Genomic DNA, 22,384 nt, shown 5'->3' with positions numbered 1-22,384 from the left:
CACGCCCTTTGCTGACCGGATAAACCATGACCACCCCACACCCCTCCTCCACCGGCGCCCTGGCCGGGCCCCCGCCGGTGCCTCCCCACCAAGGGGGACCGGCCGGCAGCGGCCCCGCGAAAAAAGTGGGCCGCTACGGCATGCTGCCGCACCTGGCCGGAAACTCCTACATCCCCCTGGGCCTGTTTGCCCGCGTTCCGCTGGCGATGCTCACCATCGGCGTTCTCACGCTGGTGACGGCCATCAGCAATTCCTATGCCATCGGCGGTTTTGCCGCCGGCTCGGTGGGGGTCGGCGCCGCGATCGGCGCCCCGCTGCTCGGCTACCTGGCGGACCGGCTGGGCCAAAAACCGGTCCTGGTCGTCGCGGCGGTGGCGAACGCCGTGATCGTGGGTGCCGCCGTCGTCCTGGTCTATGCCACGGGGCAGTTCACGCCCGCCGCCACCTGGGCGGTCCTGGGGACCACGTTGCTGGCCGGGGCCAGCTCGCCGCAGGTGGGGCCGCTGTCCCGCGTGCGGTGGATGGCGCTGAGCCGAAGGCTGCCTGCGGAGCAGCGCGGGGCCATGGTGGACACCGCCCTGTCGCTGGAAGGCACCGCCGATGAGGTCACGTTCGTGCTCGGGCCCGCGCTGGTGGGACTGCTGGCCTCGCTGGTGGCGCCGTGGCTGCCGCTGGTGCTGGCCGCCGCCATGACCCTGGTGCTCGTGACCCTTTTTGCCGTCCACCCCACCCACGCAGCCGTGGCCGCCCGGAAGTCCGCGTCCGCCGGCAACGCCGGGTACGTCCCACAGGAATCGGTGAACTGGTTCAAGGTGGCCGTGCCGGTGGCGGGCATGCTCTGCATGGGGACGTTCTTCGGGGCCTCCCAGACAGCCTTGGCGGCCTTCACCGGCGTGCACGGCTCCGTCGACCAGGCCGGGCTCATGTACTCGGTCCTGGGTGCCAGTTCCGCCGTGGCCGCGTTGTCCGTGGCCTACTGGCCGGCCGCCTTCACGCACGCCTGGCGGTGGGTGCTGGCTGCCCTGCTCATGGCCGCTGCCTCGGCCGCCTTCTTCCTCCCGGACAGCCTCGGGATGATGATCGTCGTGTTGCTGCTGGTGGGCCTGCCGGTGGGTCCCACCATGGTGACCATCTTCACCGTGGGCAGTGTCATCGCCCCGCCCCAATGGATGGGCACGGTCATGACGGCGCTGGCCAGCGGCATTGTGGCCGGGACCGCGGTGGGTTCATCCATTGCCGGGGCGCTGGCGCAGTCCTCCGGGTATGCGGCCGCATTCATTGTGCCGGTCTCCGCGGCCGGAACGCTGCTGCTCCTGGGCCTCGTGACGGCCATGGTGCTGCGCCGCGGGAAGAAATAGCCCGCCCGTAATGCGTCGGGGTGCGCGCCGCCCGGAACTCCGGCACCGTGCGTCAGGAAGCCTCGTCGTAGCCCGTGTACTCGGCCATCGGGTGTGGGCGGGCGGCCACGGCGATGGCCGCCATGAATTCCGCCTTGAGGTCCGCTTCACTGACCAGATGGCCATAGATGGCGTTGCACTTGGAACAAAAGTACGTAATGTCAAGATAGCCGGCCGGGGCCCAGTGCTGGCGGCGGGCGGACTCGATCAAGATGAACGCGTCGGAGCCGCAGCGGTCGCACCAGATCGGATAGGCCGTCTCTTCCTCGACCATCCCGGCCAGCTTCGGACGGCCGGTTTTTTGGTTGTTGCCTCCCATGGTTCCTCACCCTTTTCCGGCAGGCGCAGGCATTTTTGGTGTTGATCATTTTAGACCTCCCGCCCCCCGGGGTCCATCGAAAATCCCTGCGGGCCCGAGGACAGCGCACACAGGATTTGCGAACCTGGTGCTGCGCCGGACGAAAGCATCCCGCATTCAGAGGTTCGGGCCGCCCTGGAAACCGGCCGGCGTCACGACGGTGGCCGGCGTGGACGCCGGCCGGCCTTCAGTGCAAAGCATGGGCGGCAATTGCCTAGGCCCCGGCCCGCACGGCCTCGATGAAGTCCCGGATGAGCCCGGTGTCCTTCACGCCGCGGCTGGATTCCACGCCGCTGGAAACGTCCACGCCCGCCGGCCGCACCACGGAGACCAGGTGCGCAACATTTCCCCGGGTGAGCCCGCCGGCCAGCAGCCAGAAGCCGCCGGGCGCCCCCGTTGCCAGGAGGCTGGGGTCAAAGGCCACGCCGGCCCCGGGTTCGACGGCGTCCAGCAGGATCCGCTCCGACTCCCACGCCCGCTTCTCCTCCGGGGCGAGGGCGCCGTACGCAGCGGCCGAAAACGCCCGCAGGGTGCGGAATCCTTCATCCTGGAGCCGCCGGATGTCGGCCAGCGATTCGTCGCCGTGCAGCTGCACGGAGGTCAGCCCCGCCCGGCGCGCCGTCGCAACGACGTCGTCGATGGGCTGGTTGCGGAACACGCCCACGGTTTCAACCCCGGGAGGCACGTCGCGGCCCAGCTGCAGGGCAGCGTCGGCGGTGACCGTCCTCGGGCTGCCGGGTGCAAAGACGAAACCCACGGCGTCGGCCCCGGCCTGCGTTGCCGCGGCAACGGTCTCGGGCGTCTGCAGCCCGCAAATCTTGATGTACATGCCTGGCATGGGCGAGGTCTCCTCCACGGTCCCCGGGGTGCCCAGTGCAGTCCGCGGGGTCACTGCCATGCTAGCGGGCCGGAGGGCAATGGAATGCCCGGGGCCGTTACCAGCCGCCCAGCAGTGCCAGGACCCCGGCGTCGCCCAGCTGCCCAAAGCGCAGGTAGGCCTCGCTGACGGCACGGAGGCCGGGCCACGGCTGGAGGCAGGCCACGCGGTCCGCAACCGTGAGAAGTTCAGCACATACTTTCTCCGGCGCCGCCGGGATGCAGGCCAGCACTTCCGCGGCACCCGCGTTGCGCATGAGGGTGACGGCGGCACGCATGGTGGCACCCGTGGCCAGCCCGTCGTCGCACAACAGAACGGTCCGCCCGGCGGCGGGATCCTGCGTTTCGGGGGCGTACAGCGCCTGCCGACGTGCCAGTTCGGCGCGTTCCTCCTGCTCCACCTGTTCGAGTTCCCGTGCGCCGTAGCCGTGGCGCCGCAACTCGTGGACGGTCTGTTCCAGGTGCACGGCTGCCGCGGCGCCGGCATAGGTGGCTACGGCCCCGAAGGCCACCTCGGGAGAGCCGGGCACCCCGAGCTTGCGGACCACCAGCACGCCCAGCGGCACCCCGAGCGCCCGCGCCACCCCTGCGGCCACCGGGACCCCGCCACGCGCCAGCCCCAGCACGAGGGGGCGGTCCAGGCCTTTCCCGCCCGGCGCCTCCAGCAGGGCCCGCCCCAGCCGGGTGCCGGCGTCGTCCCTGTCGAGGAACGGCTGCCACGGCTTCGGTTCTGCGGTGTAGTCCATGGCGGCGGTGCCCCGGCTACATCAGGAAGGCGATGGCGGCGTCCTTGAATTCGCGCGACGTCACGGCGTTTTCATGGGTCCGTCCGGCAATGATGCGCTGCTCGGCGCGGCCGCTGAGCCTGGCCAGCAGCGACATGGACTTGGCGCGTTCGTCCAGGTCGCCGGCCACCAGCAGGATGGGCATTTTCGGCACGGCGTCGGTGGGGTCGAACGGTTCCAGCTTGATGGCCTGGATCATGGCCAGCAGCGCGAAGATGTCATTGGAGGGGACCAGCTGGGCCATGTTCAGCAGCCAGGCAGTGGATTCGTCGGCGATGGGGGTGCCGTCGTTGAGGAAGTTTTGCGCGGCGGCCAGGTCAAAGTCGGCCAGGGGGTCGTGCGGGTTGGGGCCGCCGAGCACCATGCGGCGGACCAGCTCCGGCTGTGTGGCGCCAAACTCCCAGGCCAGCCGGGCGCCGAGCGAATACCCGATCAGGTCCACCCCGGAGGTGGGGTCGCCGTCGCGCAAGGGGCGCACGCCCTCGTCAATGAGCACCTGCAGCAGGTCCGCGCGGACCTTCCCCGGCGTGTAGGAATCCAGGTCCACCGGGGCGGTGCTCTGCCCGTGGCCGGGCAGGTCCACCGACAGCACGCGGCGCCCGGCGCGGTTCAGGGCGGCAACCCAGCCGCTTTTGACCCAGTTCAGGTCAATCGAGGAGGCGAAGCCGTGGATCAAAAAGACCGGGGGCAGGGGTGCCGGGGAGTCGGGGTCAAAGACGGCGACGTTCAGGCCGGCGCTGGCGCCTTCGATGTTGTGCAGGGCCGCAGCGGCCGGGTGCTTGCCAGGGGCGGACATGGTGACCTTTCCCGCGGTGGCGCGTGCCGCCGTCGTACCTCCACAGTAGCGAACCAAGGGACCCAATTTCGGAACGGCATGCGCACCGTTGAGCACACCGTCCACCTGAGACGGTAGTCACATTCCCGGGCGGAAGCAATCTCGGCCCGGTCAGCGGCGTGCCGCCACCGCCTGGCGGCGCCCCGCCAGCCAACAAACGACGGCGATTCCCGCCACGAGGGCGAATGTCCCGATCAGCTGCATGCGGCTTTGGGCGCCGAAGAAGCCGACGGCGAAAATGGCGGCGAGCAGGGCCAGGCCGATCCCGGTCAGGACGGGGAAGCCCTTCATGCGCAGGGGGAGCGCGGTGCCGTCGCGGTCGGCCCGGCGGCGAAGGACCAGCTGGGAGACCAGGGCGGTGCCCCACACGATCAGGCAGGTGGAGCCCACCAGGTTCAGCAGGGCGTCCAGCACCCGGCCCGGGAAGAGCAGTTCCAGGACGACGGCGGCGAATCCGAAGGCCACGGAAACCGCGACGGCGGCGAGCGGGACCCGGCGGGCACTGGTGCGGGCAAAGAACCGCGGGGCCTCGCCACGCTCCGCCAGGGAATAGACCATGCGGGAGGCGCCGTACAGGTTGGCGTTCAGGGCGGAGAGCAGGGCGGCGACGGCCACCAGCGTGATGGCGGTGCCGGCCCAGGAGACGCCGGCGGAGTCCAGCACGCCCGCGAACGGCGAATCGAGGTGCGTGGAATTCCAGGAGAGCACGGCGGCAATGACAAAGATGGATCCGATGTAAAAAACCAGGATCCGCCAGACCACGGTCCGCACGGCGATGGCCACGCTGCGGGCCGGGTTGGCCGTTTCGGCGGCGGCGACCGCCACAATTTCCGTGCCGCCGAAGGCAAACACCACCACGAACAGGCCCGTCGCTATGCCGGTGAGCCCGTTAGGGGCAAAGCCGCCGTGACTGGTGAAGTTGCCCAGGCCCGGGGACGTGGCACCGGGGATCCAGCCCAGCAGCAGGGCTGCGCCAAAGGCCAGGAACAGGACGATGGCGGCCACCTTCAGCAGCGCAAACCAGAACTCGAATTCGCCGTAGTTCTTCACGCTGGTCAGGTTGACGGCTGTGAACGCCACCATGAAGACGAGCGTCAGCGCCCAGACGGGGAGCACGGGCCAGACGGTGACCAGCAGGGATGCGGCGCCCAGGGCCTCGGCGGCAATCACCACCACCAGCTGCAGCCACCAGAGCCAGCCCACCGTGGATCCGGCCACGCTGCCCAGCGCCTTTTGTGCGTAGACGGAAAACGCGCCGGAGTTGGGGTTGGCCGCGGCCATTTCGCCCAGGGCCCACATGACCAGGATGATCAGCGTGCCGGCGGTGAGGTAGGAGATCAGGACGGCGGGGCCGGCCGCCTCGATGCCCTTGCCGGAGCCCAGGAACAGCCCGGCGCCGATGGCGCTGCCCAACCCCATCATGGTCAGCTGCCGCTGTTTGAGGGAATGGCCCAGGCCGGTGGTCGGTGGTGCGGTTTGCGTATCAGCGGTCGGCTGGGTGCTCATGGACGGGTCGGCCTTCTTCGGGGTGCTGGTTCGGTGCGGCACGGGCGGTGCCGGGTTTACGGGGCCGGCGTCACCGGTGCAGCAGTTTTGGTGGGGGCCGTTGGGCGGCCCTGCGCGGGCGGCCGGGCGGTGCCCTGCCAAGGGGTCATTATCCACCGGCCACCTGCCTGCTCCCAAGTCCGCGGGACGGGCGCGCCCCCGGACCGGTTGCCGCCGGTCCGGAAACCGCGGTGGCCGAAGCCACCCACACCCGCCCCGTGGGACGGAAGCCCTTTGATCACGGCGGCCCGCTGCCTGACGCCTGGGGGACGGTTCGACGGCGCACGTAAAACGGGCTGGCGGGGCTCAAACGCGCGTTAAATCCGCACAAGCAGCGCCGCCGAACTCCTGGTCCGGCCGGTGCCAGGCCGGCTGACAGGCAGCGACTTTTTCGCCAAAAAGTTTGTTTCAGCCGGCACGAGGCCGTAGAATCAGTTGTAGTCAACATGACTTTAACTAAGGAAGCGGGGCGCTACGGCATGGAACGGCAGCCTTTTGCCAGTGCGGCCAACGTCAGCGAACGGCTGGCCCAGCCACCGGCATTGGCAATATCGACCGTCATCTTTGCCCTGCGCCCCAGCGAAGCCAGCGGCCGGCCCACCCTGTGGCTGCCGCTGGTGCGCCGGATCCGCGAGCCGTTCCAGGGTTTGTGGGCGCTGCCTGGCGGGCCGCTGACCCAGGCGGAATCGCTGCAGGATGCGGCGGCACGCAACCTGCAGGACACCACCGGGCTGGCCCCGAGCTACCTGGAACAGCTGTACGCCTTTGGCGGCCTCCACCGCTCGCCGAGCCAGCGCGTTGTCTCGATCGTGTACTGGGCCATGGTGCAGCCCACCGAGGCGGAGATGGCGCAGGAGTCGGAAAACGTGAAGTGGTTCCGGGCCGACGGGCTGGAAACGCTCGCCTTCGACCACAACCAGATTGTTGACTATGCCCTTTGGCGGCTGCGCAACAAGATGGCGTACGGCCCCATCGCGTACCACCTGCTGGGCGAAACGTTCACGCTGGCCCAGGTGCGCGAGGTGTACGAGGCAGTCCTGGACCGCACCATGGACCCGGCAAACTTCCGGCGCCAGCTCAAGCAGACCGCCCACATTGAACCCACCGGCGAATACCTGCAGGGCGGCAAGCATCGCCCGCCCCGTCTCTACCGCTACACCGGAAACATCGCCGAAGACTCCCCGGCCCCCCATCCCCGCGCAGACAATGCGTGACTTGCGCCGTCCCACCCCTCCTTCCACGTTCCCGTCCCACCCCTTGGAGCACACCATGCCATCCGTCAACACCACCATCCAGCTCATCACCCGCAGCCAGGCCGAAGCGCCGGGCTCCGGGGCCAAAGGCAAGCCGGGCCGGGCCCAGGAAAGCTGCGACGACGCCCTGGCCCAGGGGCCCTGGGAGTTCGACCTGGCGGAGGCGCTCGCCGGCACGCCGGGTTACGGCCCCGGCGCCTCCAACGCGGACACCGCCCCGGCGGCCACCCCGCGCCAGGGCCAGCTGCCGCAGGAGTACAAGGACGCGTCCGACGACGAACTCACCGCGCGCATCCTGGCCGCCAAGGCCGAACTTGGCGACCGCGTTGTCATCCTGGGCCACTTTTACCAGCGCGACGAGGTGGTCAGGTTTGCCGATTTCCTGGGCGACTCCTTCCAGCTCGCCAACGCCGCAAAGGCCAGGGACGCCGCCGAGGCGATCGTGTTTTGCGGTGTGCATTTCATGGCAGAGACCGCGGACATGCTCTCCGGCGCGCACCAGTCGGTGGTCCTGCCCAACCTGGCCGCCGGATGCTCCATGGCCGACATGGCGGACGTGCCGTCCGTGGAGGCCTGCTGGGCCGAGCTGGAGAAGTTGTACGGCACCGAGCCGGATGCCGACGGCCGGGTGCCCGTCATCCCCGTGACCTACATGAATTCCTCGGCGGCCCTGAAGGCATTCTGCGGCGAGCACGGCGGGATCGTGTGCACATCGTCCAACGCCGCCACCGTGCTCGAATGGGCCTACGAACGCGGCCAGCGCGTGCTGTTCTTCCCCGACCAGCACCTGGGCCGCAACACGGCCAAGGCCATGGGCATCCCGCTGGAGCAGATGACGCTGTGGAATCCCCGCCTGCCCCTGGGCGGCAACACCGCCGACGTCATGGATAACGCCAAGGTGGTGCTGTGGCAGGGCTTCTGCTCCGTGCACAAGCGCTTCACGACGGCGCAGATCGACCAGGCGCGCGCCGACTTCCCCGGCGTGCGCGTCATCGTCCACCCCGAATGCCCCATGGAGGTGGTGGACGCCGCCGACGAATCCGGCTCCACCGACTACATCCTCAAGGCCGTCCAGGCCGCCCCGGACGGCAGCACCTTTGCCATCGGCACCGAAATCAACATGGTGAACCGGCTGGCCGCCCAGTACCCGCAGCACACCATCTTCTGCCTGGACCCCGTCATCTGCCCCTGCTCCACCATGTATCGCATCCACCCCGGCTACCTGGCCTGGGTGCTTGAGGGGCTGGTGCGCGGGGAGGTCCTGAACCAGATCACCGTCCCCGAGGCCACGGCCGTCAACGCACGGGTGGCGCTCGAACGCATGCTGGCCGCCAAGCCGCGGTCGGTGCAGGAACGCTCCGCGCGGCAGGCCGCATCCAGGACCCGGCAGCCCGCCACACAGGGAGCCCCGCGCGCATGAGTGCCCGCAATTCGCACCTGGCCGTGGTGGGCAGCGGCATCGCCGGCCTGTTCAGCACCCTGCTGGCTGCCGAAGCCGGGCTGCGCGTCACCCTGGTCACCAAGGGTGCGCTGGCGCAGAGCAACACCCACTTCGCCCAGGGCGGCATCTGCGCAGTGCTGGGCCCCGGCGACGCCGCCCCCGGGGACACCGTCGAGGCGCACATCGCCGACACCCTCAAGGCCGGTGCCGGCCAGTGCAACCCCGACGCCGTGCGCATCCTGTGCGGCGAGGCCCGCGCTGACATCGCCGCACTGGAGCGCTTCGGCGTGGTTTTTGACCGCGATGCGGGGACCGGGCGCCGGGCGCTGGGGCTTGAGGGCGCCCATTCCGCCGCCCGCATCCTCCATGCCGGCGGCGACGCCACCGGCGCGGCCATCGCCGACGGGCTGATCCGCGCCGTGCGTGACGCCCAGGAACTGGGCACGGTCACCATCCTTGAGTATTCCTTTGTCAGCGACTTGGTGCTCGACGCCGGTCGCGTCGCCGGGATCTCGCTGCTGACCCAGGACGGGGGGCGCCGAAAACTCCCGGCCGACGCCGTGCTGCTGGCCAGCGGGGGAGCCGGGCAGCTGTTCGACTTCACCACCAATCCGGCCGTGGCCACGGCCGACGGGCTCGCCGCCGCCTGGCGCGCAGGGGCGGCCGTTGCCGACCTGGAATACTTCCAATTCCATCCCACGGCCCTTGCCGTTGGTGGTCACTTCCTGGTCTCCGAGGCCGTCCGCGGTGCGGGTGCCGTGCTGCGTGACAGCACCGGGACCGCGTTCATGTCCCGGTACCACCCCGAGGCAGACCTGGCCCCGCGCGACGTGGTCTCCCGGAGCATCGCCGCGCACCTGTCAAGCATGGGTGCAGCCGCCGGCGAAACCGTCTTCCTGGATGCCACTGGCGTGGAGGACGTACACGGGGCAGGCTACCTGGCGCGGAGGTTCCCCACCATCGCCGCCCGGACCCGCGAACTCGGCTTTGACTGGACCAGCCAGTGGCTGCCCGTCACGCCCGCAGCCCACTACTGGATGGGCGGGGTGGCCACCAACCTTGACGGGCAGACGTCCCTGCCGGGGCTCTACGCGGCCGGCGAAGTGGCCTGCACCGGTGTCCACGGCGCCAACCGCCTCGCCTCGAACTCGCTGCTCGAAGGCCTCGTGTTTGGCCGGCGCGCAGTGGACTCCTTCGTGCAGTCCACGGCGCCTGGATTCGGCAGCGCGTGGGATGGTGCCAGCCCGGTGCCCGTGGGCCGCCCCCCGCGCCAGGAAGAAGTTGCCGTGGAAGTGCCAGACGGGGGAGGCCCGCCCGGCTGGCCCGGGCCGGCCCCTGTCCGGACCGCCGGGGCCCGGCCGGCGCCTTTGACGCGGCAGGCGCTGCAGCGCCTCATGGGAGCCCATGCCGGGGTGGTCCGCAATGCTGCCGGCCTCCAGGAGGCCGCGCGGCAGCTTGCCGCGTGGCGGCAGGAGGCAGCCGGCCTGGCCCGGCAGCCCGCCACTCAAGCCGAAGCCGAACTGGCCAACCTCCTCCTGGCGGCCGAACTGCTGGTCCGCGCGGCCCTGGCCCGCAGCAATTCAGCCGGCGCCCACTGCCGCAGCGACTTCCCCCAGGCCCCGGCGCCCGGGCGGAGCCCGCACCCCCAGGTCCAGGGCCCGCACGCCCCGGTGCGGCCCGCCAGCGGCGACGATGCCCACCTTCCCACCAGCCTTCCCGTCCTTGAAAGCGAAACAGTATGAACGCCGTCGACCTTGCCCCCACCGCCCCGGCCCCGCTGCCAACCCTGCCCGGCGCGATTGTGGACAACATCCTGCGCACGGCGTTTGTGGAGGACGCACCGTACGGCGACATCACCTCCGCCACGCTCCTGCCCGCCACGGCACGGGCCACAGCCTGGCTCGTGGCGCGGGAACCGGGCATCTTTTCCGGCGGGGACGTGTTCACCGCGGCCATGGTGATGCAGGATCCGGCTGCCGAGGTGGAACAGCTGGTCGCCGACGGCCAGCCGTTTGTGAAGGGCCAGCGGATCATGTCCGTCACCGGCCGGGCGCGGGCCGTGTTGACGGCCGAACGCATCGCGCTGAACCTCACCCAGCGGATGAGCGCCATCGCCACCCAGACCGCCGAATATGCCAAGCTCATCGAAGGCACCAGGGCCCGCGTCACCGACACCCGCAAGACCACCCCCGGCCTGCGCGCGCTGGAACGCTACGCGGTGCGCTGCGGCGGCGGGCACAACCACCGCTTCTCGCTTTCCGACGCCGTGCTGGCCAAGGACAACCACCTGGCGGTGCTCACCGGCGGCGACCCCGCCAAGTTGACGCAGGCGCTCGCCGGCGTCCGTGCGCAGCTGCCGCACACCGTCCACTTCGAGGTCGAGGTGGACAACATGGAGCAGATCGAACCGGTGCTCGCCGCCGGGGTGGACACCATCATGCTGGACAACTTCAGCAACGAAGAACTCGCGGCAGGTGTGGCGCTCGTGAACGGCCGGGCGCTGGTGGAGGCCAGCGGCAACGTCAACCTGGCCACCATCGCCGCGATTGCGCGCACGGGCGTGGACATCATCTCCGTCGGCGCCCTGACCCACAGCGTACGGGCCCTGGACCTGGGCCTGGACATCGCCATCGAGGCCTGACCATGATCTTCCTCGACGCCGCGGCCACCACACCGGTGCGCCGCGAGGTGATTGAGGCCATGTTCCCGTTTTTAACCAACCAGTTCGGCAACCCGTCCAGCCACCACGAACTGGGGGAGCAGGCCGCCTCCGCCCTGGCCGGCGCCCGCACCCAGGCGGCAGCCGTGCTGGGCTGCCACCCGGGCGAACTCACCTTCACCTCCGGCGGCACCGAGGCGGACAACCTTGCCCTAAAGGGCATTGCCCTGGCCGGCCGCGCCGCCGACCCGTGCCGGACCCGTATTGTCATCAGCTCCATCGAGCATCCGGCCATTGCCGAGTCGGCCGACTACCTCCGGCGAGTCCACGGCTTCACGGTGGACATGGTGCCCGTGGGGGCCGACGGCCTGGTGGACACGGCCGGCTTTGTGCGCCTGCTGGCCGGCGACGTGGCGGTCGCCTCGGTCATGTATGCCAACAACGAGGTCGGCACCGTCCAGGACATCCCGGCGCTGGCGTCGGCCGCCCGCGGGCTGGGCGTGCCGTTCCACACCGACGCCGTGCAGGCCGCAGGCTGGCTGGACCTTGACGTCCAGCGGCTGGGCGTCGATGCGCTGGCCCTTTCCGGCCACAAGCTTGGCGCGCCGAAAGGCGTGGGCCTGCTGTACCTGCGCGCCGGCGTGCCCTGCGAGCCGCTGGTCCACGGCGGCGGGCAGGAACGCGGCACGCGCTCCGGCACGGAAAACGTGGCGTTCGCAGTGGCCCTGGCCACCGCGCTGAGGCTCACGGAAGCCGGCCGCGACGCCGCCGCCGGCCAGGCCACGGCCCTGCGGGACGGCTTCATCGACCAGGTCCTGGCAAGGGTTCCCGGCGCGCAGCTGACGGGTCACCGAACCCGGCGGCTGCCGTCCGTGGCGTCGTTTTGCTTCCCCGGCACCAGCGGCGAATCGGTGCTGCTGGAACTGGAGCGGCGGGACATCGTGTGTTCGTCCGGCTCGGCCTGCGCGGCAGGCTCCGACGAGCCGTCAGCCGTGCTCACGGCCATGGGGTACGCGCGCGGGGTGGCCCAGACAGCGCTGCGGTTCAGCTTTGGGGCGGAGACCACGCAGGCCCAGCTGGCCACGGCCGCCCAGGAGCTCGAAGCCGCCATGGGGCGGATCAAGCGGCTGCGGGCATAAGCCGCGATGCCGCGGCAGCCCAGCCGGGTCAGTTGTGCAGCGGCACGGCGGTGGCGCCGTGGCGCAGCCGACGGAAAATCCAATAGCGCAGCAGCACGAACCGGGTCACGGCGGAGGCCACATTGCCCAGCACGATCACGGCAAGCTCAGTGGCCAGGGACGCTTTGGGCGAAACCGCGTGGAGGACCAACAGGCTGCCGCTGGTGATGCCGAGCGCCAGCAGCATGATCCACAGCCCGCGCCGCTGGTCCCGCCACCACAGGTGCAGGCCGGTGATGCCGAAGCTGATGCGCCGGTTCAACTCCGTGTTGAGCACCGAGCACAGCACCAGGGAGATGGCATTGGCCCACTGGGTGCCGAGGGGGTGGCGCAGCGCGGCAAAAATCAGCATGGAAACCACTGTGCAAATCACGGCAACGATGCCGAATCCGCGCAGCTGGTCGAGCAGGACGATGTGCTTCATCGCCGCCGGTGACATGGCCACTGGCGCTGTCCCGCCGGCTCCAGTGTTGGGACCTGGTTCCAGGGCTGCAGGTTCGCCCGGAGGTGTAGTTGCCATTTGTCACCAATACTGCCACTTGAGGTTGGGGCTGCCCAAAACGTTGCTTGTGTATTCGCTGTGAGAACGCCCTGCACAGGGCGCGGTCAGAGGCCGGCCACCACCGGATTGCACAGCTCCCCGATGCCGCCAATCCGGCACGCCACCTCGTCGCCGGGCACGATCCGGCGGCATTCGGCGGGGAATCCGGTGAGGATGGCGTCCCCCGGCTGCAGGGTCATGAAGCCGCTGAGGTAGACGAGGATCTCCTCCACACCCCAGCCGAGGTCGTCGGTGGACCCCTGCGCCAGTTCGGTGCCGTTGTGCACGATGCCGATGGGCTGGCCGCGGTCCTGGAGGCCGACCACGATCCACGGTCCCAGCGGGGTGAACGTGTCGGGGCTCTTGGCGCTCAGCCACAGTTCGTCGCTCTTCTGGGCGTCGCGGTCGGAGACGTCGTTGCCGATGGTGAAGCCCAGGATGGCCTCACGCGCATTGTCCAGGGTCAGGTTCCTCGCCGGCCTGCCGACGACGGCGGTCAGCTCGGCTTCGGGGTCCACGTACCCCGCCCCGGGGCGCAGCCTGATCGCCTCGCCGGGGCCGACGACGGAGCTGGCCGCCTTGTGGAACGCCTGCGGCGGCAGGGCCCGGCCGGGTGCCCCCGTGTTGTGGGCCATCCCGAACACGTTGGAGGGGGAGCACGGGGCCAGGAAGGTGAACTGGCTCTCGACAACCGTCGCCCCGGTGGTCCAGCCGGCCCGGGCCCGGCTGTTTTGGTTGGCGGGCGACGTGGGGAAGGGGGACTCGACCACGGTCCAGACGCCGCCTTCGGCGCTGGCGAAGTCCGCGGCATCATTGCGGACAAAGAACTGCTCCGGCAGTGGTCCCGCCTCTGCATCGAGGGGGCGGACACGGGCCAGGCGGTACGGGACGAAGGTCATGAGGACATCCTACCTCCTGTCGGGACGGGGACCGTGACCTAGACTTTGGCCATGGGACGCGTCAGCGCAAAGTCAGTGAACCGTGCCGTCGCCGCAGCGCTCGCGGCCGGTGCCGCCGGAACCGCAGCCGTCATGGGCGCGCGTGCCGTGCGCGCGGGCGCCGAAGCCCAGGCGGCAAAGACGGGGGAGCGTGCCGGGACTGCGCACCCGGACGCCATCGGAGCGGACTTCGCCCGGGCCGCCGCAGACCGGCTGGGCGAACTGATCCGCTTCCGCACGGTGTTTTCCCGCCGGCGGGACGAGATTGAACTGGATGAATTCACCGGCTTCATCGACGCCCTGGCCCGCCTCTTCCCCGGTGTGCACGCGCACCTGGAACGCGAGTTCGTCAATGGCCACGCCCTGCTCTTCAAATGGCCGGGTGCGGGGCCGGGGGCCGATGCCGCGCCGGCGGTGCTCATGGCCCACTACGACGTGGTGCCTGTGGACGCGCGCGACGCCTGGACCCATCCGGGGTTCTCCGGCCACCAGGACGGGACCCACGTGTGGGGGCGCGGCGCGCTCGACGACAAGGGCGCCGTCGTACTCATCCTCAGCGCCGTGGAGTCGCTGGTGCAGGAAGGCTTCACCCCGGCACGCGACGTGTACCTGTCCTTGGGCAACAACGAGGAAACCGCCGGGGACAGCGCCGCGGCGGCGGCATCGCTGCTGAACGGCCGCGGCGTCCGGCCCTGGATGGTGCTCGATGAAGGCGGTGCCGTGGCTGAAAACGCGTTTCCGGGGCTGGCGCCGCCGGCCGCGGTCGTCGGGGTCGCGGAAAAGGGTGTCCTGGACCTTGAACTGCTCACGCGCAGCCCGGGCGGACACGCCTCGACGCCGCCGAAAATGGGTGCCACAGCGCGCCTGGCCCGTGCCATCATGGCCCTGGAGGAAAACCCGTTTCCGCAGTCCATGCCGGGGCCGGTTGTGGAAATGCTGCGCAGGACCGGCGCCAACAGCGGCCTGGGCTTGCGGCTGGTGACGTCGAACATGTGGGCGTTCAAGGGACTACTGACGAAACTGTTTGACGCCCTCGGCGATGAAACCCGCGCCATGACGCGCACCACCGTGGCCATCACGGAACTTGAAGGCAGCCACGGCGCCAACGTGCTTGCGGCCACGGCCCGGGCCCATGCCAACATCCGCATCGCCGTCGGGGAGACCGTGGAAGGCACCCTCGAACGCGTGCGGCGCACCATCAACGACCCCGCCGTCGAGCTGAGGTTCCGCAGCGGCCACAGCCCTTCGCCGGTCTCCTCCTTCACCAACGCCCAGTTTGCACTCATTGCGCGCAGCGTCGGCGTCTCCTATCCGGAGGCGGTGGTTACGCCGTACGTGCAGACCGGCGCCACGGACTCCCGACATTTCGCCGCCATCTGCCCCGCCGTCTACCGCTTCTCCCCGCTGTTGATGGACGACGCCGACCGGGCCAGCCTGCATGGCATCGACGAGAAGGTGCGCATCGCCTCCCTGGGCGCCGGCGTGGTGTTTTACCGGGAGCTGGTCAAGGGCCTGTGAACCGACCCGGGCCTCCCCGGACGGCGACCAGGATGGCGCGCCGCCGACGCGGCCACGGCCGTGATGGCTAGTGTTGGTCCCGAAGGGGGGAAACGGACCTTTGAGGGGATGCAATGCAACGTTTTAGTGGAGGCAGGCAATTGCGGGCGTGGTTCCTGGCGGCCACGGGGCTGGCGGCCGCCCTGTCACTGGCAGCCTGCGGGGTGACGATCACCGCGGCCAGCCCCGCAGCGTCGGCCGGCGGAGACACCCAGGCCGGCCCGGCGCCGTCGTCCGCGGAAACCACGGGTGGCGCAGCCACGGGCAGCGCCACGTCAACGGCGGGGTCCACCGCCGCGCAATGGAAGACGTATACGGACCCGGCCCGGACCGTCAGCTTTGACCTGCCCGCCGCCTGGACCACGCAGCTGGTGCCCGGGAAGCCCGGCAAGGGCATCCGGGTCGAGGTGCGCGGCGGTTCCGGCGACCTCATGGCCACCCTGCAAACGCACCTCCCGGCGCCGGGCGGGACCTGCCCGGCCGCGGCGAAGCGGCCCTACACCGTGCTGGCCAGCATCCCGCTGCAGATTCCCTCGGACAACACGGGCGCGGCCGCCGTGGCCCCGCGCTTCGTCTACCGCGTGATCCAGGGCGGCACGCACTTTTACGCGTCATATGGCATCACCGACCAGGCGGGCGGGGCCGACAGGAAGGCCTGCCTGGTCCACAACACCGTCCAGTCGAACGCCCTGGGCGCCTACATGTTCGGCGACGTCCGGCAGTTCACCAGCGCCCTGGACGGGTCCGCCGGATTGCGTGCCTTTGCCACGATCGCGGACGCCCAGGCCTACATGCGCACCGGCGGCTACCTGGACATCCAACGGATGGTCACGTCGCTGAAGGTGCTGGACTGACCGCAGCGGCGGCCGCAGCCGTCCCGCCGGCCCGGAGTGCCACGGCGGAGCGCAACTTGCCGGTCAGCTCCAACAGCGTCTGCATTTCGGCGTCGCTGAGGGCCTCCTCCATGAGCTGCATGATGTTTTGCACATGCGCCCGCCCCACCTCCTTTTGCAGGGCCGCGCCCGCCTCGGTGAGCCCGATCAGCACACCCCGCCGGTCGTCGTCGGGCGTCCGGCGCTGCACCAGGCCGCGCGCCTCCAGCCGCTCCACGAGGCGGGAGATGCTCGGCTGGGTCAGCAACACGTTGTCGTTGAGTTCATTCAGGCGCAGCCAGCCCGTGGGGCAGCGCGAGAGGTTGAACAGGACGTCGTACTCGCGGCTGCCCACCTTCTTGAATATGGGTTCCTTGTGGAGTTCGCGCATCACGGCCACCTGCGAGCGCAGCAGCGATTCCCACGCCTCGGTGGCGAGGCGCCGGTGGGCTGCGGCGGAGATCATGCGCCCACACCGCCAGCCGTTTCATGCTCGAGGCCGGCGGCCTCCTTGGCTTCCTTTGCCGCCTTCCGGGCGGCGAACGTCGGGGCCTCCGGGATGTTGGCCGGGCGGTTCGCCGCAAACTCCTTCCGGAGCGTGGGGAGCACGTCCGAGCCGAAGAGGTCCAGCTGTTCCAGCACGGTCTTCAGCGGCAGGCCGGCGTGGTCCACGAGGAACAGCTGGCGCTGGTAGTCGCCGAAGTAGTCGCGGAACGCCAGGGTCTTTTCAATCATTTCCGCAGGGCTGCCAACGGTCAGCGGGGTCTGGGAGGTGAAGTCCTCCATGGACGGGCCGTGGCCGTAGACGGGGGCGTTGTTGAAGTACGGGCGGAACTCGTTGACGGCGTCCTGCGAGTTCTTCCGGATGAAGAACTGGCCGCCCAGGCCCACAATGGCCTGTTCCGGGGTGCCGTGGCCGTAGTGGGCGAAGCGATCCCGGTAGAGGTTGATCAACTGGATGTAGTGTTCCTTGGGCCAGAAGATGTTGTTGGCGAAGAAGCCGTCGCCGTAGTAGGCGGCAATCTCGGCAACCTGGGGCGTGCGGATGCTGCCGTGCCAGACAAAGGGGGCAACGCCGTCGAGCGGGCGCGGTGTGGCGGTGAAGCCGCGCAGCGGCGTGCGGAACCTGCCCTCCCAGTTCACCACTTCCTCATCCCAGAGGCGGCGCAGCAGGGCGTAGTTTTCCACCGTCAGCTCCACCGAATCCTGGATGTTCTTCCCAAACCAGGGGTAGACGGGGGCGGTGTTTCCACGGCCCAGGACCAGGTCCACGCGGCCCTCGGCAAGGTGCTGGAGGGTGGCGAAGTCCTCGGCGATCTTCACGGGATCGTTGGTGGTGATCAGCGTGGTGGTCGTGGAGAGGATGATCTTCTCCGTCTGCGCAGCGATGTAGCCCAGGATGGTGGTGGGGGAGCTGGGGTAGAACGGCGGGTTGTGGTGCTCACCGGTGGCAAAGACGTCCATGCCGACGTCCTCGGCATGCTTGGCGATGGTGGTGATGGCCTTCAGGCGTTCGTGCTCGGTGGGCGTCCGGCCCGTGGTGGGGTCCATGGTGATGTCGCCAACACTGAATATTCCGAACTGCATGGTGTGCTCCTTGGTCTCCCGGACGCGACCCGGGATATATATGCGTTTGCATCTAATATACGGTCCAACCCGGGGAAGGCCCAAAATGTTCCCGGGCCTCCTCCTGCAGCGGTTGGCACCTCCCCGCAGCATCCATGTTGCAGGTCCTGGACCGATTTCGGCGCAAATGGCCGGTTTTGACCCAAGAGCTGCAACACAGATCTTAGGAGGGCCGCCAGCCGCGTTCGTGGAGGGCCGCACGGACCTTGCGGACGGCTTCCTGGGCGTCGTTGGCCATGTGCCTCCTCATGATGCGCACTTCCTTCCAGCCCGCCCGGGCATAGTCCTCTTCCCGGGCGACGTCCCTTTCCACCTGCCGTGGATCGGCGTGCGTTGCTCCGTCGTATTCGACAGCGACCTTGTAGTCCCGGTAGGACTGGTCGGGTGTCCGTTCCACCCCGTCGGTGAGCCGGACGGCAACGTTGAGTTGGGGTTCCGGAAGGCCTGCCTGCCCACACGCCAGGCGGAGCCTGGTTTCCTGGGGCGAGTCGGAGCCGGTCCGGGCCAGGTGCAGCGCCTCACGTGCCTTCACGATGCCCGGCGTTCCCGGATGCCGTTCCAGGAGAACGGCGAGTTCCGTAAGGGTTGCGTAGGGCTCGCTGCGGCCTTCAAATACGGGCCGCGGGATACGGACAAGGTGGTCGGCAGCCACCACCAGTTCAGCAACTGCCATCTTGCGGGCGCAGTCCAGCCAAGTCCTTGTCCTGGTGGTGATCCACAGGCCGTCGAGAATGCAGACTTCGTCGTCTCGGAACATGGTGCGGTGGCCGGCCACCCCGCGCCGCCGCGCCGGGACGCGGGGGTACTGGCGGGAGATATGGATCGCCTTGCCGTCCTGACCGGGAAGGAACCCCGGAATGTCCCAGATGGCCAGCGCAGTGCCGTGGGAGGCGGCCGAATATCCGGTGACCACGGTATAGGGGCGCGTGAGGAGCGCCAGGGGGAGGTCGGCGTCGTTCTTCAAGGTCTTGATGCCGCGGCTGAGCGTGACCACGTCGCGGTGACACAGCTCGCCGTAGCTGCTTCCGGCCGCGCGCGCTTCCTCGAGGGTGAACGGGGCGGCCCGGAACATTTCGGGAAGACGGTCAAGCGCTGCCATGCCCCCAAGCATGGCAATTTCCGGCAGTGGGCGTTTAAGTTATCCACAACCGGGCCCCACCCGCCATCCATGTTGCAGCTCTTGGACGAAAATCCGCTGAAATGTCCCTTTTTGGGCCAGGATCTGCAACAAGGACAGGGGAGGGGCGGCCCGGGCGGGGTTTAGTCGAGGGCGGCGCGGCGGCCGCGGACCTTCGGGATGGCACCCGTGGTCCAGTCCTCGAACGCGGGCTGCGCCGGCGACGACGGGCCGCCGGGGCCGCGGCCGGGACCGGCAGCCGGCCGGTGCACCGTCTTCAGCGCCTTCAGCAGCTCACGCCTTTCCTTGCGGCCCTCCACGAGGCGGTACAGCACCGGCACCAGCACCAGCGTCAGGAGGGTGGAGGACACGAGTCCGCCCACCACCACGATGGCCAGGGGCTGGGAGATGAACCCGCCGCCGCCCGTCACGCCCAGCGCCATCGGCGTCAGCGCGAAAATGGTGGCCAGCGCCGTCATCAGGATGGGGCGCAGGCGCTGCCGGGCGCCGTGCTCAATGGCGTCGGCCACGTTCATGGCAGGCCGGTCGCCGGAGGGACGGCGGTACTGGTTGATCAGGTCAATGAGCACAATGGCGTTGGTGACCACGATGCCCACCAGCATCAACATGCCGATCAGGGACGCCAGGCCCAGCGGCACGCGCGTGATGAGCAGCAGCCCGATGGCGCCCGTGGCCGCAAAGGGAATGGAGACGAGCAGGATCAGCGGCTGCACCAGCGACTTGAATGCGGCCACCATGATCACGTACACGATGGCGATGGCAGCGAGCATGGCCAGCCCCAGCTGCCGGAAGGAATCGGCCTGCTGCGTGGCCGCGCCGCCGATCGTGGCAATGGCACCGGCCGGCAGTGTCACGGCATCGAGCTTCTTTTGCACCTCGGCGCTCAGCGAGCCCAGCGAGTTGGCTTCCGGCACCACGGAGACCGTGGCCGTCCGCTGGCCGTTGGAGGAGGTGATGGTCAGCGGCGTGTCCACCTGCTTCACCGTGGCGACGGAACCCAGCGGCACGGGCCCGGCGGCGGTGGGGATGACGGCCGCGGCGAGGTCCGCCACGGAGTCAAAGGTCCTGCCGGTGCCCACCTGGACCTTGTAGTCGGTCGTGTCGATGCGCACCGTCCCGGCCGGGATGGGGCTGACGGTGGCCGCCAGCAGCCCGGTGATCTGTGCCTCGTCCAGCCCCGCCGCGGCGGCCTTGGCCCGGTCCACGCTGACCTGCACCACTGGCTGCGCGCCGGAGAGGTTGCTGGAAACGGACTGCGCACCGGGCAGGCCGGCCATGGCCTTCACCAGGGTGTCGGACGCCGCCTGGAGTTCGGCGCCGGTGCCCGCCTTCACCATGACGTCCACCGAGTTTGAGGTGCCAAAGCCGCCGCCGGAGGCTCCCAGCGCAATGGTCCCGGCATCCTTGATGCGGGCCACGGCCTTCCGGACGGTGTCCTGCAGCTTCACCTGGTCGGCGTCGGGGTTCGTGATGACCTGGAAGGAGGCGCTAGATGCCCCCGAGGAAAGTAGCGAGGAGAAGCCGCCCGAGGCGTTGCCGACCGTGACCTGCACGTCCTGGACGCCGTCGATGCCAGCAAGCACGGCCTCGACCTTTTTCGCCGCGGCGTCGGTGACGTCCAGGCTGGTGCCCGCGGGCATCGCCTGGTTGACCGTCATGCTGTTCTGCCCGGTGTCGCCGAGCAGGTTGGTGGGCAGCAGCGGCGTCATGGCCAGCGTTGCTCCCAGAATGACGGCCCCGGCCAGCAGCGTGTAGACGGGGTGCTTTTGCGTCTTGGCAAGCACAGGCAGGTAGCCGCGCTGCAGCCAGGAGCTGCGTTCCTTCCCTTCCACGGCGCGAAGGAGCGCCTGCCCGGCGAGGGCGGTGCCGGCGTCGTCCGCGGTGCCGGCGGGGGACTTCAGGAACCAGTAGGCCAGCACCGGGACAATGGACAGCGACACCAGCAGCGAGGCCAGCAGCGCAAACGTCACGGTGAGGGCAAACGGGCGGAACAGTTCCCCGGCCAGGCTGCCCACAAACGCGATGGGCAGGAACACCGCCACCGTGGTCAGCGTGGACGCCGTGATGGCGCCGGCCACCTCGCGGATGGCGGAAAGGATGGCTGCCTTCTTGTCCTCGCCGTAACCCATGTGCCGCTTGATGTTTTCAATGACCACAATGGAGTCGTCCACCACCCGGCCGATCGCGATGGTCAGGGCGCCCAGGGTCAGGATGTTCAGCGAATAGCCCGTGGCCCACAGTCCGATGAACGTCACCAGCAGCGAGAGCGGGATGGAGATCGCCGTGACCAGGGTGGAGCGGACGGACAGCAGGAAAACCAGGATCACCACGACGGCGAAGCCGAGTCCCAGCAAGCCCTCCTGGGTGAGGTCGTGGATGGACTTTTCAATGAACGGCGCCTGGTCCAGGACGGTGGTGAACTTCGTGTTGTGGCCCAGGGAGGCCTGGATCTGGGGCAGCTGCGCGGCGATCTCATGCGAGAGCGTCACGGTGTCCGCCCCGGGTGTCTTGGTGATGGACAGTGCCAGCGTGGGCTTGCCGTTGGTGCGCGTGATGGAGGTGGTGGGATCATCCGCCAGCGCCACGCTGGCCACGGAGCCGATCGTGGGGGCCGTGGCCGCCTTGCCCCCGGACAGCGGCAGGGCCTTGATGGCGTCGAGCGAATCGACGGGGCTGCCGGCCTGGATGGGCAGCGTCAGCCCCTGGTTGCCCAGCGACCCGACGGGCACCAGCGTGCCGTTGTTCTTCAGCGCCTTCGTGATGGAGCCGGGGTTCAGCCCGGCCGCCGACAGCCTGGCTGCATTGGGCAGGATGGCAATGTGCTGGGTGTTGGCGCCGGTGACGTCGGCGCTGCGCACGCCGTCGATCTTCAGCAGCGCCGGCACCGCCAGGCGTTGCAGGCTGGTGTTCAGGGCTGCCAGGTCCTGGTCCGAGGACACGGCAAGGAACACGATCGGGAAATCGTCGATGCTGCCGGAAATGGGCTGCGGCTGCACACCATCCGGCAGTTTGGGGGCGACATTGGAAATGGCCCGGTCAATCTGGTTCCGGGCCCGGTCCAGGTTGGTGCCGTAGGCGAAGGACAGGTTGATCGTTGAGACGCCGCTGCGGGAGGTCGACGTGCTGCTCTCGAGGCCTTCGACGCCGTTCAGGGCAGCTTCCAGCGGGGCGCCGACCTGCTTGTCCACCACTTCCGGCGACGCGCCCGGCATGGCCGAGACCACGGTGATGCGCGGGAACTCGATGGAGGGGATCAGTTCCTGCTTGAGCGAACCGAGCGTGATCACGCCGAACACCACGGCGAAGACGGTGATCAGGGCAATCAGCGCCCGGCTGCCCAGCGACATCCGTGCCAAGCGAAACATCAATACACTCCCACTGCGTT

At 69.3% G+C, this 22,384-nt stretch carries 18 protein-coding genes and 1 pseudogene; 8 read left to right on the top strand and 11 right to left on the bottom strand.

The genetic code is table 11. The features are described from left to right. The first annotated feature begins 26 nt into the window (after positions 1–26). Entirely contained in the window at positions 27–1,358 is a 1,332-nt protein-coding gene (locus G6035_RS08100) for an MFS transporter (RefSeq protein WP_176616566.1), read from the top strand. A gap of 52 nt (positions 1,359–1,410) precedes the next feature. Here G6035_RS08100 and G6035_RS08095 read toward each other — a convergent pair whose 3' ends face one another. From G6035_RS08095 to G6035_RS08075, 5 genes are all read right to left on the bottom strand, one after another. Then, positions 1,411–1,716 (bottom strand): hypothetical protein, encoded by a 306-nt coding sequence (locus tag G6035_RS08095; RefSeq protein WP_176616565.1) that lies wholly within the window; start codon positions 1,714–1,716, stop codon positions 1,411–1,413. A 253-nt stretch (positions 1,717–1,969) separates the two neighbouring features. Beyond that, positions 1,970–2,647: a phosphoribosylanthranilate isomerase gene (locus G6035_RS08090; RefSeq protein WP_371130915.1), complete on the bottom strand. Its 678-nt coding sequence runs from the start codon at positions 2,645–2,647 to the stop codon at positions 1,970–1,972. 43 nt (positions 2,648–2,690) lie between these two features. Beyond that, entirely contained in the window at positions 2,691–3,377 is a 687-nt protein-coding gene (locus G6035_RS08085) for a phosphoribosyltransferase (RefSeq protein WP_176616564.1), read from the bottom strand. Positions 3,378–3,393: 16 nt separating this feature from the next. Continuing rightward, positions 3,394–4,212: an alpha/beta fold hydrolase gene (locus G6035_RS08080; protein ID WP_176616563.1), complete on the bottom strand. Its 819-nt coding sequence runs from the start codon at positions 4,210–4,212 to the stop codon at positions 3,394–3,396. A 150-nt stretch (positions 4,213–4,362) separates the two neighbouring features. After that, entirely contained in the window at positions 4,363–5,757 is a 1,395-nt protein-coding gene (locus tag G6035_RS08075; protein ID WP_176616584.1) for an amino acid permease, read from the bottom strand. Positions 5,758–6,242: 485 nt separating this feature from the next. On the opposite strand from G6035_RS08075, the gene G6035_RS08070 reads away from it, so the two are divergent. The 5 genes and pseudogenes from G6035_RS08070 (at position 6,243) to G6035_RS08050 (ending at position 12,288) form a co-directional block, all read left to right on the top strand. Beyond that, positions 6,243–7,010, top strand: coding sequence for an NUDIX domain-containing protein (locus G6035_RS08070; RefSeq protein WP_256127833.1), 768 nt, complete (start codon positions 6,243–6,245; stop codon positions 7,008–7,010). 55 nt (positions 7,011–7,065) lie between these two features. Next, positions 7,066–8,388 (top strand): annotated as a pseudogene (gene nadA, locus G6035_RS08065) (quinolinate synthase NadA); the annotation flags it as partial. Positions 8,389–8,465: 77 nt separating this feature from the next. Next, positions 8,466–10,232 carry an L-aspartate oxidase gene (locus G6035_RS08060; RefSeq protein ID WP_176616561.1) on the top strand — a complete coding sequence of 589 codons (1,767 nt, stop codon included), beginning with the start codon at positions 8,466–8,468 and terminating at the stop codon, positions 10,230–10,232. Further along, positions 10,229–11,131: a carboxylating nicotinate-nucleotide diphosphorylase gene (nadC, locus tag G6035_RS08055; RefSeq protein WP_176616560.1), complete on the top strand. Its 903-nt coding sequence runs from the start codon at positions 10,229–10,231 to the stop codon at positions 11,129–11,131. The genes G6035_RS08060 and nadC overlap by 4 nt, the downstream gene beginning before the upstream one ends. A 2-nt stretch (positions 11,132–11,133) precedes the next feature. After that, positions 11,134–12,288, top strand: a complete 1,155-nt coding sequence (locus G6035_RS08050) for a cysteine desulfurase family protein (RefSeq protein ID WP_176616559.1) — start codon at positions 11,134–11,136, stop codon at positions 12,286–12,288. Positions 12,289–12,316: 28 nt separating this feature from the next. Here the strand turns inward: G6035_RS08050 and G6035_RS08045 are convergent, their stop codons facing one another. Then, positions 12,317–12,847, bottom strand: a complete 531-nt coding sequence (locus tag G6035_RS08045) for a GtrA family protein (protein ID WP_176616558.1) — start codon at positions 12,845–12,847, stop codon at positions 12,317–12,319. 86 nt (positions 12,848–12,933) lie between these two features. Continuing rightward, on the bottom strand, positions 12,934–13,767 hold the full coding sequence (locus tag G6035_RS08040; protein ID WP_176616557.1) for a fumarylacetoacetate hydrolase family protein: 834 nt from the start codon (positions 13,765–13,767) through the stop codon (positions 12,934–12,936). Between the two features lie 51 nt (positions 13,768–13,818). Here G6035_RS08040 and G6035_RS08035 point away from each other — a divergent pair, with 51 nt between their 5' ends. Together G6035_RS08035 and G6035_RS08030 are read left to right on the top strand one after the other, a co-directional pair. Continuing rightward, the gene (locus G6035_RS08035; protein WP_256127831.1) at positions 13,819–15,324 is read left to right on the top strand and encodes a M20/M25/M40 family metallo-hydrolase; all 1,506 of its coding nucleotides are present in this window, start codon (positions 13,819–13,821) and stop codon (positions 15,322–15,324) included. Between the two features lie 113 nt (positions 15,325–15,437). Then, positions 15,438–16,217, top strand: coding sequence for a hypothetical protein (locus G6035_RS08030; protein ID WP_176616556.1), 780 nt, complete (start codon positions 15,438–15,440; stop codon positions 16,215–16,217). Here G6035_RS08030 and G6035_RS08025 read toward each other — a convergent pair. The 4 genes from G6035_RS08025 to G6035_RS08010 form a co-directional block, all read right to left on the bottom strand. Next, entirely contained in the window at positions 16,192–16,701 is a 510-nt protein-coding gene (locus G6035_RS08025; protein WP_176616555.1) for a MarR family winged helix-turn-helix transcriptional regulator, read from the bottom strand. The two genes, G6035_RS08030 and G6035_RS08025, sit on opposite strands and share 26 nt — an antisense overlap. Then, entirely contained in the window at positions 16,698–17,822 is a 1,125-nt protein-coding gene (locus G6035_RS08020; RefSeq protein ID WP_176616554.1) for an LLM class flavin-dependent oxidoreductase, read from the bottom strand. The genes G6035_RS08025 and G6035_RS08020 overlap by 4 nt, the downstream gene beginning before the upstream one ends. Positions 17,823–18,024: 202 nt before the next feature. Then, positions 18,025–18,960 (bottom strand): endonuclease domain-containing protein, encoded by a 936-nt coding sequence (locus G6035_RS08015; protein ID WP_256127830.1) that lies wholly within the window; start codon positions 18,958–18,960, stop codon positions 18,025–18,027. Positions 18,961–19,121: 161 nt separating this feature from the next. Next, positions 19,122–22,364, bottom strand: coding sequence for an efflux RND transporter permease subunit (locus G6035_RS08010; protein ID WP_176616553.1), 3,243 nt, complete (start codon positions 22,362–22,364; stop codon positions 19,122–19,124). Positions 22,365–22,384 lie beyond the last annotated feature (20 nt).

Origin of the sequence: Arthrobacter sp. SDTb3-6 (assembly GCF_013376095.1) — a bacterium.
In the GTDB taxonomy this organism is placed as follows: domain Bacteria; phylum Actinomycetota; class Actinomycetes; order Actinomycetales; family Micrococcaceae; genus Specibacter.
This window is presented reverse-complemented; position numbering and strand designations above follow the sequence as displayed.